The sequence below is a fragment of the Caulobacter sp. ErkDOM-E genome (assembly GCF_048541895.1).
GTDB lineage: Bacteria > Pseudomonadota > Alphaproteobacteria > Caulobacterales > Caulobacteraceae > Caulobacter.
In genome coordinates, this window is record NZ_CP183331.1 from 2,232,153 (window position 1) to 2,245,350 (window position 13,198).

Sequence of the window (13,198 nt, forward strand, 5' to 3'; positions counted from 1 at the left end):
GCCCGATAAGCCCGAGCCGAGGCCGACGTTCTATGAGCGGGCGAACGGTCACAAGCCCGGCGAAGCCCCTACCCTTCAGCAGCGGCCTCACAGGCTTCCCTGACGCGATGCTGCAGGGCGCCAGCACACTGGACGGCGGGCGCAGACACCTGGTCACTCAGCGCCACGCCTATGGGCGGGATTTAGGCCCGCTGCCGCCCATAGCAGACGTTGAAAGTCCCAGTCTCTCGAACCAAGTCCGACTCTTTTCAGACCTCGTGAACGTATGCTCTAGGGCCGGGGCAAAAAAACACACAGCACGGTGCGCCTTAGTCGAAATTAATGGGTCAAGGAGGCCGGCAAGGTGGCCAAGCCAAGGGCTTTCAGAAATTCGTTATGCTTGATCGTAACATCCAAGATCCGCTTTTCGATCGAAACTAACTCCTCGTGTGTAGCCGCCAGGTCGATCTCGTCTGCACCTACGGCCGTGCTGATGTAGCGAGAGATGTTGAGGTTGTAGCCTTCCTCAACAATCCGCTCCATGCTCACACGCTTGGAGTAGCGGTCCTCTTCTTTGCGGAATTGGTAGGTCTCAATAATCTTTTCGATGTGCTCGTCGGTGAGCTGGTTTTGGCGCTTTTCCTTTGCGAAGTGCTCTGCCGCATTGATGAAAAGTACGTCATCCGGCTTCTTGCACTTTTTGAGCACAAGGATGCAGACTGGGATGCCGGTCGAATAAAATAGGTTTGCAGGTAGGCCGATCACTGTGTCGATGTGGCCGTCTTTCAACAGCTTAGTACGGATACGTTCTTCGGCACCGCCCCGGAACAGGACGCCGTGGGGCAGGATGATGGCCATCACACCCTCATCCTTCAGATAGTGGAAACCGTGCAACAGGAAGGCGAAGTCGGCGGCCGACTTCGGGGCTAGCCCGTAGTTCTTGAACCGTACATCTTCGCCCATCGCCTCGGAAGACTCCCATCGGAGGCTGAACGGCGGGTTCGCAACGATGGCGTCAAAGGCGGGTTTCTTGGCCGGGTTCAACTCGCGCAGGATGTCCCAGTCATTGGCCAGGGTGTCGCCGTGGAAAATCTCGAACTCGGTGTCCTTCACCCCGTGCAACAGCATGTTCATACGGGCGAGGTTGTAAGTGGTGATGTTGCTCTCTTGCCCGAAAATTTTGCCGATCCCATGCGCACCCATACGCTTGCGCACGTTGAGGAGTAGCGAACCTGAGCCACAGGCTAAGTCAAGAACGCTCGCGAGGCGGTCCTTTTGGCCTGTCGCGGGATCTTGGCTGTCCAGTGTTACGATTGCTGACAAGATGTCCGAAATCTGCTGCGGCGTGTAGAATTCACCCGCCTTTTTGCCGGAGCCAGCGGCAAACTGGCCAATCAAGTACTCATAAGCATCGCCTAAAGCATCAACATGAGACGGAAAATCAGATAGCCCGCGCGCGATCTCCGCAATGACGGCGCAGAGCTTCTTGTTTTTTTCTGTTTGTGTCTTTCCTAACTTTTCGGAGTAAAGATTGATCTCCGAAAACAGTCCGCTGAACGTGCTCTCAAATGATTCGTTCTCGATATACTTGAAGCATTCGTGCAGTGTTAGCAGCAGTTCGTCGCTCTGCCTACGGGCTAGATCGGCGATGTTGTTCCACAGATATGATGGCTGGATCACGTAGTGAACCTTTCGGCGCATCTGCTTCTCGAATTCTGCGACGTCGTTGGGATTGTCCTGATACCAAGCTTGCAGGGGTGTGCTCGCGCCTGTGCGGCTCAGCACATCTTCGGGAAGATCGGGGTAGTCTGAGCCCAGTTCCCGCTTCGCCGCCGCCTCGTAATTGCCCGAGAGATAACGCAGGAACAGTAGGGACAGCATGTAATCGCGGAAGTCGTCTGCGGGCATGGCACCACGCAGCGTGTCGGCGATATTCCAGAGCGTCTTGCCAAGTTGCTTTTGGATTGAGTCGTTCATGGTCTTTACTGTGCATCCTCTGGAAACAAGGCGGGACTGAACGGATGCCGCGTGATGAACTGTTTCAGCAAACTGCCAAAGTGCTCTTTGTTTTCTGGCATCATTTCACGGGGCTCATACAGCGAATAGTCACCATGACTCATCAGATCGATGACCCGCTTGTAGATTGTCTCGTTCGGATCGTCGGCCTCTGGCTTGATGCAGTCATGCCACTTGGCGTAGCCAAAGAAGGCGGCCGATTGCTCCATAACTCGGCGCAACATGTTGAAATGATGAGTATAAAGCGCCCCAGACTTTTGCGCTTGATGCATCTCGACAAGCGACGCCAAATGGTAGAGGAACGGCGTGCTATCGGTCTCTTGAACCTTGAAAGTTTGCCCGCCTGCCTGCTTTAGCCGGGTCAAGAAGTACACACGCGGTTTCCTCATCTCGTTACAAATCACGTTGAAGAACAGCACGTGATGCGACGACACGACTACACGAATGCGGTTCGGCGCGTCCTTGAGCATCTGGGCAAGGTGATGAGCAACCATCACCGCATTGCTTTCATCCAGAGATGATATGGGGTCATCGATATAGATATACTTGACCCATTTGTAAGCCTCGGCCTCATCAAGGGCGAGTTGGACAATGGCCAAGAAGAAGCACCATATGAAGATATTCTCTTCGCCACGGGAAATCTTGATGTCCTCGACCGTCGTGGTCGTACCGGCCGTTTCCACCACGCGTGAGAATCTGACCGTCCACTCAGTTGGATCGATCCTAAAGGCGAAATCGGAATAGCGGTTCAGAAGAGGGCGGATACGGTTGTCCATCTCCAGTTCGCCCAGACCTGCGAAAAACTGCGAGTCGCTATTAATCTTCAACACGCGTGCACGGTCGTTCGCCAGATCATTGTCCCAGAAGAACAGGTCTTCTGTGAAAGCGTTGAAGTAAAGCGTGTCCTGAGCAGTGGTCTCGCCATCGGCGTTTACCACCTTACCCAGGTCCTTGAACGCAGCAGACAGTCGGGTCTTGCCCGTGCCGTTATAGGCATAGATCAGAACGGACTTTTTCGCCTCAAGCTCCTCACGCACGTGCCGTGCCAGCGCGGGCAGGTCAGCAAAGATCGCATCCGGCATTGTTCAAACCTCCCCGACCTGGGGAAAGAGCTGCTGCATCAGCCCCTTCTTGTGCGTCTTGAGCCTGTCAAGCTTTCGGGTTTCGGCGGCAATGACGTCGTCGAGCGAGGTGAGGCAGTCAGAGATGCGCTGTTGTTCTGGAACGGAGGGAAGATAAACATCGACTTCCCGGAGAATATCGTTGTTGATATTTTTTTGGGCGCCAGTAGTAGCGACCTTGTTCAAATAGTCTTTCCTTCCTCGCATAATCAATTCGAGAAAAACCGGAATCACTTCCCTTCTCGGAATCAATCCAACGACACTGTCAGTGAAACATGCGGCCGTCGTGAGGAGGCCGGTGTCTCCGATGTTTGCTGCTATCGTGATCAGGACAATCGTTGGCTCAAAGAGCTTGCTGACCGACAAGCCCCTATCGTTGAGTGACTGACTGCCAACAACCGCTCCGCCTGCAGACTTAACAACATCGCCAGTTTGGATAAATGGGTACTCTCCACCAAAAAAGGCTGGATCGTTGCGCGGGCGATGAGAAAACTTTCCGCGTTGAATATCGCAAATGCTACCGACCTTTCGCTCATCCCACTCCCCAACTCCTTCAAACTCGGGGAAGCGGAGGCGGGGTTTGGTTTCGCCGTCCTGGGGGAAAAGTTGCTGCATCAGACCCTTTTTTTGGGTTCTCAGCGCCTCCACCTTCAGTCCTTGCGCGTCAACCAACGCGTCCATTGAGTCCAGACATTCGGCGATCTTTTGTTGCTCAAGAAGCTTCGCGGGTGTTACGGCAATTATTCGAGAAAACGAATTGAACTTTAAGTTAAGTGTATCTTTGACAAGTCCCTGCGAATATCGTGCAAACTGAGCAATAAGTTGCGGTGTTTTGAAGTAGTGGGAAAAGAAGGTACTGTTTGCATCAATATTGGGGATGCAAACAGTGTAAGCCGGACTGACAATGCCTTCAAGATGCGATAGCGCACTCCTACCCTCCCACATGCGCATTGTATTATAGACAATATCATTAGGCATAACGCGGAGATATTTACCTAAATCACTGCTTGAGCTGTTTTTTCTATTGCTATCTTCCTGCGGGATAACGCCTTCCTTACTAGTCAAGGACAGAAGGCGAAGATTTATACTTTCAACTTGTTCCCTCTGTGAGAAAAACGCGCCCAAGCGCTTTGGCTCCCAATCTCCGGAATTCTGGAATTCCGGAAACCGCAGCTTCGGCACCAGCGCAACCCCGCCGCCCATCTCTGACGATTTCACTCTATTGCTCATAAGCGCTCAGCCCCGAAATCTCGCGCCCACCGGCGCGCTTGAGCAGCAGCGGGATCAGGTCGGCCATGAGGTCCAACTCCTCAACCCGCCGCGCCTTCCAGTTCAGGCCAAGGGGCTCCAGTAGGTCGGTCAGCGTCTCGCCATCAAAGATCATGCGTTGCAAGATGGTGTCGACAAAGCCTTGCAGTGCCACTGTGGCCAGTCCGTGGTTGCTCGCTATGCTCGCGAGTTCCGCAGCGTTCTTTTCCGCCTTGAAACGACTGTAGCCTTCTCGGATGGCCTTCTCGCTTAGGCCCTCCCCGACCTTAAGAGTGGCGATATAGGCGGCGATATCCTCACGCTCGTCCATAAACTTGGCGTCGGATTGTATCAGGCCGATGAGCTGATCGCGGCTCATCTTTTGCTTGCCGGGTGTCGCCTCTGAATAGCGGGCGATCAGGCCCATGATGTAGTCGTAGTCGATGACGGCCGATGCGAAGAGCACAAACTCGAAGTCAAGCTGGTCGACGTCTTGCGAGGGCTTGTCAGTGCCGTTGCCCTGCTGCGCCCGAAGGCGCTGAGCTGTTTCCAGATAGGCCCCGCGAAAGCCCAGAAGGTTGTCGCGGGGCAGGATGCGCTCGATCGTGGCAGCGTTTTCGGACGTCAGGTCGGTGTACTGGTCCAGCTGGGTCTTGAGCCGCTGGACCTCCTTGAAAAGCTCGATGAACGCCGCACGAGAGGCGTCGCCCTTGAGATTGGGCACGGCGGCGGGGGCGCTGTCGAGGCCCTGGGACTTCATAAATGTATCGAGCTTCTGGACTGCGGCTTCTAGTTTCCGGATGACCACCGGCGCCTTGTCGACCAGCCAGATTTCGCGGGCCTTTTCGGCAGCGGCCTCGCCGGAGAACAGCGAAATGGCTGCATCGACCGCGTCCTGCTGCTGGCGGAAGTCAAGGATATTGCCATAGGGCTTGGTGGCGTTCAGCACGCGGTTGGTGCGCGAGAAGGCCTGGATCAAGCCGTGATGCTTCAGGTTCTTATCGACGTAGAGGGTGTTCAGGAACTTCGAGTCAAAGCCCGTCAGAAGCATGTCGACCACGATCGTGATGTCGATCTTGTGGTGAGGCTGGTTGGGGTAAGCTGTCCTCAGATCGGCGTCCGGCCACTTCTGATCTTTGATACGTTTCTGCACATCCTGGTAGTAAAGGTCGAACTCGCTGATCTTGTGGTTGGCGCCATAGTGGGCGTTGTAGTCAGCCAGGATGGATTTCAAGGCCTCTTTCTTTTTCTCCGGCTCGACCGCGTTGTCCTCCTTCTCCTGAGGTAGGTCTTCTTGAAGCTGCTTCACATCAGCGTCGCCTTCGGCGGGCGGGGAGAAGACGCAGGCGATGTTCAACGGCTGGAAGCTAGGATCGGCGGCTTGCTTCTCGGCCTGCATGGTCTTGAAAAGCGCATGATACTCGATGGCGTCATTGATCGACGCCGTAGCTAGCAGGGCATTAAACCGGCGCTGACCGGTTGCCGTGTCGTGCTTTGACAGAACTGCGTCGATGACCGCCCGCTTCGCCAGAGGTTCGCCCGGCTTGGGCAGCGCCTTGCCCTGCGGTTTGAAGTAGTCGACATGGAATCGAAGGACGTTTCCATCCTCGATGGCGTGGGTGATCGTGTAGGTGTGAAGGCGCTTCTGGAAGAGGTCTTCCGTCGTCTTCATGCTGGCTTGGGTATCTTCGATTTTCTGCTGCGCGGCGTTCTGATCGAAGATCGGCGTTCCGGTGAACCCGAAGAGCTGCGCCCGAGGGAAAAACGCCTTGATCGCTTTGTGGTTGTCGCCGAACTGCGACCGATGGCATTCGTCGAAGATGAAGGCGATCCGCTTGTCGCTCAGGGGCTCCAATTGCTCCTTGAAGCTTTTTTTGCCATCTCTTTTTTGTTGTTTGTTACGCGTACTGTTCTCGTCAAGCGCAAGACCTAGCTTCTGGATAGTGCAGACGATGACCTTGTCGGCATAGTCGTCTGACAGAAGGCGGCGCACGAGGGATGCAGTGTTGGTGTTTTCCTCAACGCACCCTTCCTGGAATTTGTTAAACTCTTCGCGCGTCTGACGATCTAGATCCTTACGGTCCACCACAAACAGGCATTTTTCGATATCCGGGTTATCCTTCAGCAGGGTCGAGGCCTTGAAGGAGGTCAGCGTCTTGCCGCTGCCGGTGGTGTGCCAGATGTAACCGTTGCCGCAGTCCTGTGCGATGGAGTCTACAATCGCTTTCACCGCGTAGACTTGATATGGCCTCATCATGAGCAGATTCTGCTCGCTTGCTACAAGAACCATGTAGCGGCTGATCGTTTGGCCGAGGGTGCATTTGACGAGGAAGCTCTCGGCGAAGCTGTCGAGATGGACGATCTTCTTGTTATTTACATCGGCAAACTCGTAAACCGGCAGAAAGCGTTCTTCAGCATTGAAGGCGAAGTGGCGGGCATTGTTGTTAGCGAAATAGAAAGTTCGGTCTCGGTTGCTAACGACAAAAATTTGAAGAAAGCACAGGATCGTTTTCGTATAGCCGTTTCCAGCATCGTTCTTGTATTCGACGATCTGCTCCATCGCGCGGCGAGGGCTTATTCCGAGCGTCTTCAATTCGATTTGGACGACGGGGATGCCGTTGATAAGCAAAATCACGTCATATCGGTGATGACTGTTGTCCGTATTGATGCGAAGCTGATTGACAACTTCGAAAGAATTCTTGCACCAATCTTTTATGTTGACGAGGGTATAGTTGAGCGGAGTGCCGTCATCGCGCGTAAAATCATTCCGCTCGCGCAAGGTTCGAGATGCGGCGAACACATCTGCAGTCACGATCTCTTCCAGCAGCCGCTGAAACTCGCCATCCGTGAGCGTGACGCGATTGAGCGCTTCGAACTTCTCCCTGAAATTGGCTTCAAGCGCGGCCCGGTCACGGATGTCTGGCCGAAGCGTGTACTTCAGGTCATGAAGCTTCGTGAGGAGCGCTTCTTCGAGATGCCGTTCCGCTGTGATCATCGTCATTGAGAGGCGTCAACGTCCCTGAGCTGGAGCGAACCACTGACTAGCCGACGCTTGGAACGAATGCGAGCCCCGGCAAAGGCAAACCAATAAGTTGCAGCCAGCAAATGGTTCTTCCGCTCATTGTCAGTCCTGCGCTCGGCGTGGAGGCAATGGCCGCTTATGGCGCTAAGCGGACTAGCGGGGTTCCTGTGCGCAGAGACCTCTTTCCTCCATCCTTGTCGGAAGTTGCCAACGGCCGCTTGAGGGCGTCCATCGGCGTGGCGCTGAGCGACCAGATGTTTGGCGCTGGACGTCCTCTGTACGCTGCTACGCGCCGATGACGTGCAGGATCCAGGTGACAGCCTTCCACGCCAAATAGCCGACGATGTAGATCTGCACGACGACGCCAGCGATCCCGCCGAGAATGTAGATCACCCACACAGGCGCGAAGGCGACCTTCCAGGCCATCAGTGCGCCGGGCGAGAATCGCGCCTCGCCGGCGACCAAGCGGGCGGTCCGATTTAGCTCGCGACGCTCGATCTCGGCCGTCCAGATCTCGCGGCGCCGCGCGTGCTCCTCTGCCTTCACGGCTCGACGCCTCGCGCGCTCCCGTTCTCGGAAGGCGCGACGTCGGATCCCCTCGTCGGCGTTCGTTGGGTTCATGTAATGCACGTCGCCCATGACCCAACGCTAACCGAACGCAACCTGAGCGGTCGACTCCAAATTTACACAGCTTTTCGGGAATCCGCCTTCGGCGGCTTATCAAGCTTGAATCGGACGAGCCCCGTCGCGTCCGCATTAAGAGCCATAGGGGCTCAAAAAAACGGGGCCGCCAGCGAGGCGACCCCAGTTGCAGGGAGGAGGATCAGTCTCGGCGACCGCCAGCGATCAGCCGGGGCGGACCCGGCGGAGCCTTCGAGGAGGAAGGATTGGGCGGCCGCTGGCGAACGACGTTCGCGAGCAAGGCGACGGCCGACACCGCGACGGCGGCGTAGGTGAACAGGTCGGCCGGCTGGACGTGGATCTTGGCGAAGAGCACCAGGGCGGCCCGGAAGGCGAGCGCGATCGCGACCAGGTCGATCGCAGCGCGAACGATCCAATGGGCGGCCGGGAAGCCCGAGGCCTTCGGATCCAGCGCCGACGCGCGCCAACCGATGAAGAAGGCCCCGATCACCAGAACGGCGACGGCGACCAGGTCGAGCAAGGTCAGGTTCGCGATCACTTCGACACCCCGCCGAGGAAGCGTTTGAAGACCTTGGGGCCTTCGCTGAGCACGATCGGAAAGAGCCGGAACGCGAGCATCCCGATCGCCAGCGCCCAAGCGAATGCGCCCTGATCTCCGAACCAGGGGATCGCCTTGGCGACGCCGGGGGCGAACGTGATTGCGGCCGCGAACCCGACCACGATCCCCATGACGAAGTCATAGAAGGCGCGGATGAGCTCGCGACCGCGAGGGCGATCGGGGGCGAGAAGCCTGGAAACCAGGACATGCAGTCCCGTGAGGAGCCCGCCGATCGCGCCGGCGATTCCGAGACCAAGATCGAGGTTCGCCCACTTGTCGGGCATAGCCCGCCCTCCCCACGGTGCGAGCTAGGCCCGCTGACGAAGGGAGGCTCATGCGTATCGGCTTGCGGTCGAGTTTCAGGCTCCCGAGCCGGTGATCGCCACCGTCGCCCCGGCCCCGGTTAGAGCCGAGACGTCGACGCGCCACCAGGCGACGCCAGGCTCGTTGAAGAATGCCGGCGCGATCCCGGTCGATGGGTTGCCGGTGATCGGCGCGACGACGGCGGTGTTCGGCGCGCCGGCCGGATCCCTGGTCGACCGTTGAACGGTCCCGGTGATCGCCGTAGCAACCCCGGTGACTTGGACAGACAGGCCGCCCGAGAACTTGATCCAATCGGTCGAGCCAGCGCCCGTCAGATCCTTGTCGGTGTTTACGGGATAGGTCACAGGTCGAGATCTCCTAGAGCCGGACGGTTCCTTTCCAGGGCGTGCCGCGCCCCCAAACCGCGCCGAGTTGATAAACGGCGACCTCGATCGTCGCCGGCGTGCCGCCGAAGTCCGAGGTTTGCGCGGCCGCCGCATAGACGACGCTCGGGGTCGAGCTCGTGAGCGTGCGAACGACTGTCGCGCCATTGAAGATCTCGACCGCGTAGCTTTCGAAATCTTCCCCTAGGGGGACCTCGGCCGCCGCCCAATCGTCGCCGCCGGTCCGCGTGCGGCGGATCCAGGCGAACGTGACGTCGCCGCCGGCGGCGCGGGATCCTCGGACATGGTCGGGGGAGTACGGCCGAAGGCCCTTGCTCTGGATCGCCGCCGTCTCGCCCGTAAAGGCAGGATCGGAGAGCGCCGATCCGATCGGCCCATAGCGCCAGTTGTAGGGCAAGCCGCGCATTTCGAGATCGAACGGGATCGAGGTCAGGGACGAATCGAGAAGCGCCACGCGCGCCCCGGTTGCCAGGGGCGAGCGCATGGCGGCCTCGGTCCCGAGTTGTCCGCGCAAGAGCCTGGTCAGGCTGTAGCGACCCGGCGAGACGAGCGTCGCGTCGACGAACTGAACGATCTCCCATTCGCCGGCCGAGGCCTCGACCGCGATCGCGTTCGCGCCGGCGAACACATCGGCCTCGGTCGCCGAGGTCAGGATCCCGCCCTCGACGTCGACGACCAGGGCGTTCGCCTGGTCGAACCGGTACAGCGGCCCGGCTGAAAAGGCGGTGGCCGTCTGGCCGAGGATCCCGCCGCGTGTCACCTGCGTCGCGAGCTCGAAGCCCGAGGTCGTCGGGCTCCTGTAGATCGCCACGGCGCCAGGCCACGGGCTCGCGGCGGCGACCGCGTAGGGCCGATGCGCCGGCAGATCCGCAACGATCTGCGGAATGTCGAGAAGCATGACCTCGGGCGGGCCGTAGATCGGAAGCGACGGCGGTTCCTGGACGCGGTCGACGTAGTAGCGAAGACCGTAGATGCTCGGATCCGTGGCGGCCGCCTCGACCGCCCTCGCCTCGCCGTCGCCGATCGCCGACAGGCGGAAGTCATAGGAGCGGCCGCCGAGAACCATCGTCACAACGTCGGCCGGATCCAGCGCCAGGCGCGACGGCGCGAGCGCAAACGTGCCGCGCTCGCGCATCACCCATTGATCCTGAATGGCCTGGTCGGCGAGGCCCTGCAGCTCACCGGATCCGATGACGATCGGAAATTGCGAGGCGGTCACGCGGTCGGCCGACACGATCAGGCGGCGGGCCTCGGCCGAGAGGTTTTGATAGTCGGCGTTCCCGTCGATCGCGACCCACTTCAAGGACCGGGGAAGCTCGGTTTCCTGCCCCCGCGTGAGGGAAAAATCCTCCTCCTCGGCGTTCGTCGAGACGAGTTCGCTCTCGTCGATGGTCGCCACGGACGGCCGCCCGCGCATGACAAAGCGGATCGTCCCGCCCACCTCGACCGCGTCGAACTGATAGACGGTCATGAGCGGGTCGATCGCCTGGCGGGCGCTCACGACGCCGTCGACCAGGAAGCCGGCGACCGCCTGCGTCAGGTCGCTTGTGTCGGCGACGCCAGGCTTCACCCGATCGAACTCGGCCTGAACGATCGAGGCCAAGGACGAACCGCCGAGGCGGCCGTTCAGCCAGTGGCCGAGGGTGTAGTTCGGGGCGTCGCTCCAAACGGTCGAGCGTTGCGGGAAATCGGGATAGGGCCGCGCATCCCAACACCAGACAGATGCCCGCTCTAGCGGGATCATCGGCCCGCCATAGACCGATGAGGTCGGGTTGTGGCCGGCCGCTGGATCCCAATAGGCGAACCAAGCCTCAAGCGCCCGGCGCTGAATGAGATCGTCTCGCGAGCCCGTGGAGAAGTACGGGAACGCCGACTCGGCGCTCTTGGGATCGTAAAAGACGTTCGGCTGATTGGCGCCCTTGTCGATCGCCGGAACGCCGAGCTCGGTTATCCAGAGCGGCTTTGACTGAGGAACCCACCCCGTCGGGGATCCGGCCTCGACGCCGGCGACGCGGTTATAGTGTTGGTTCGTCCAGAACGAACGGAAGTCCTTGACCCGATAGACCCAAGGCTTCCCGAGCCCGTCGGTGATCGGCGTGCGGGTTTGAGACGCGCGATCGGCCGGGCTCGCATAGAACCAGGTGAAGCCCTCGCCGCCCTCGATGTTGGATTGCAGATAGGCGCGATCATAGGTCGACGGCGCGCCGGCCAGGGCGTCGACGTGGCCGGATCCGTCGCGCCAATCGGCGAGCGGGCAATAGTTGTCGATCCCGACGAAATCGACATTGGCGTCGGACCACAGGGGATCGAGGTGGAAGGTCCAGCCCGTAGCGTCGTCATAGGGTTTGACGCCGTTGTATTCGGTCCAGTCCGCCGCGTAACCGACCTTCGTTCCGGCCCCGAGGATACCCTTCACGTCGGCCGCCAGTTGCTTCAAGGCCGCGACGGTCGGATAGGCCCCGGCCGCGCCCTTGACGGTCGAAAGCCCGATCAACTCCGAGCCGATCAGGAAGGCGTCGACGCCGCCGGCCATCTGACAGAGCTTGGCATAGTGCAGGACCATCCGCCGGTACGACCACTCGGCCGGGCCGGAATAGCCCACCGTGTCGCCGGCGGCGGCGAAGTGCGACGGGAGGCAGGTTCCGAAAAACGCCGAGACCTGCGTCGCGGCCGTGGCCGTCCCGTAGGGCGAGCCGGCCTTCCCCGGCGCGGGGTGACAGGTGATCCGGCCGCGCCACGGAAACGCCGCTTGCTCCGCCCCGCCGTAGGGATCCGGCTTGGCGTTGCCGGTCGGAATATCCATGAGGATAAACGGATAGAAGGTCACGCCCCAGCCGCGCGCCTTGATCGCGGCGATCCCCTGCAGAACGGCCAGGTCGGAAGGCGTGCCGCCGTAGTTTGGAAGACCGGCCGTGGCCGACACCTGGTAGGCGGCCCCGCGCTCGACACCGTTGACCCGCCACTCGACCGGGATCGTCGGCTTATCAGGGATCTCGACGCCCGGCTTGATCTGACAGGATCCGGCGCGAAGATCGGTCCCGAACCAGGACGTCACGAGCGAGACGTTCGCCATGTTGCCGGCGATCTCGTCGAGTTGATCGAGCGAGGCCTCGACGTCCGTCTTCTCACCGAATGAGCCGTGAACGTTCTCGGCCGTGGTGACGGTGAGGCTCGTGCGTCGAATGACCTTTTCCGTCGCATAGACGAACTCGCCCGAGCCGGGGATCATGCACACCGACTTGAGCCGGTTTTCCAGGGCGTCGGGATCCTTGTCGACCTTGAACACCTCGAAGTTCAGTTGAGGAAGGCGATTGCCAAAAGCCTTGAGCGGGAGATCCTCGAACACGACGTAGGCGGTCCCGCGATAGGCCGGGGTGTCGCCCTCGATCGAGGCGATCAGCGGGTCAACCGCCTGGTCCTCGCTCCCCGTGTGAAGCCGCCATGTCACGCCGGAAAGGTCGAGCAACTTGCTATCGGCCCAGACGCGGCCAATCGAGGCGACGACGCCCTCGCACAGGGCCACCGCAAAGCTGCACGAATAGAGATACTCCTCGACCTTCGTCGATTGGCCGCCAGCGCCCTTGCCGCCGACCCGTTGCGTCGTTCGGGTTTCCTTGAAGTCCGTCGCCCAAATGACCTGACCGGCGGTCCTCATCCGTCCATAGATCCGCGAGATCGTCGCGCCCTCGGTCGAGGTCATGACCTTGAGTTGGTCTAGCCGCTGGCCGGGGATCGTCTGGGATCCCATGAGCGCGGGATAGAGGTACGCGCTGTCGATATAAGACCCGATGGTCGCGCCGATCCAACCGCCAATAGGCCCGCCGATCGCGGTCCCCGCCATTTGAAGAACGACCGTCGCCATGGG

Annotated in this window: 9 protein-coding genes; all 9 read right to left on the reverse strand. The window is 59.6% G+C overall.

Going from position 1 to position 13,198, the window contains the following annotated elements:
* Positions 1-318 precede the first annotated feature (318 nt).
* Positions 319-1,956: a type I restriction-modification system subunit M gene (locus tag ACN2C7_RS10875; RefSeq protein WP_419316949.1), complete on the reverse strand. Its 1,638-nt coding sequence runs from the start codon at positions 1,954-1,956 to the stop codon at positions 319-321.
* A 5-nt stretch (positions 1,957-1,961) separates the two neighbouring features.
* A complete protein-coding gene (locus tag ACN2C7_RS10880; protein WP_419316951.1) occupies positions 1,962-3,077 on the reverse strand; it encodes an AAA family ATPase in 1,116 nt (371 codons plus the stop codon).
* A 3-nt stretch (positions 3,078-3,080) separates the two neighbouring features.
* Positions 3,081-4,334, reverse strand: a complete 1,254-nt coding sequence (locus tag ACN2C7_RS10885) for a restriction endonuclease subunit S (protein WP_419316953.1) — start codon at positions 4,332-4,334, stop codon at positions 3,081-3,083.
* Between the two features lies 1 nt (position 4,335).
* Positions 4,336-7,365, reverse strand: coding sequence for a type I restriction endonuclease subunit R (locus tag ACN2C7_RS10890; RefSeq protein ID WP_419316954.1), 3,030 nt, complete (start codon positions 7,363-7,365; stop codon positions 4,336-4,338).
* Between the two features lie 306 nt (positions 7,366-7,671).
* The gene (locus ACN2C7_RS10895) at positions 7,672-8,025 is read right to left on the reverse strand and encodes a hypothetical protein (RefSeq protein WP_419316957.1); all 354 of its coding nucleotides are present in this window, start codon (positions 8,023-8,025) and stop codon (positions 7,672-7,674) included.
* 184 nt (positions 8,026-8,209) lie between these two features.
* Positions 8,210-8,566: a hypothetical protein gene (locus ACN2C7_RS10900; RefSeq protein ID WP_419316958.1), complete on the reverse strand. Its 357-nt coding sequence runs from the start codon at positions 8,564-8,566 to the stop codon at positions 8,210-8,212.
* Complete coding sequence (locus tag ACN2C7_RS10905) at positions 8,563-8,910, reverse strand: hypothetical protein (RefSeq protein ID WP_419316959.1); 348 nt, start codon at positions 8,908-8,910, stop codon at positions 8,563-8,565. The genes ACN2C7_RS10900 and ACN2C7_RS10905 overlap by 4 nt, the downstream gene beginning before the upstream one ends.
* Before the next feature lie 75 nt (positions 8,911-8,985).
* Positions 8,986-9,294 (reverse strand): hypothetical protein, encoded by a 309-nt coding sequence (locus ACN2C7_RS10910; RefSeq protein WP_419316960.1) that lies wholly within the window; start codon positions 9,292-9,294, stop codon positions 8,986-8,988.
* Between the two features lie 13 nt (positions 9,295-9,307).
* The gene (locus ACN2C7_RS10915) at positions 9,308-13,195 is read right to left on the reverse strand and encodes a baseplate multidomain protein megatron (protein WP_419316961.1); all 3,888 of its coding nucleotides are present in this window, start codon (positions 13,193-13,195) and stop codon (positions 9,308-9,310) included.
* Positions 13,196-13,198: the final 3 nt, after the last annotated feature.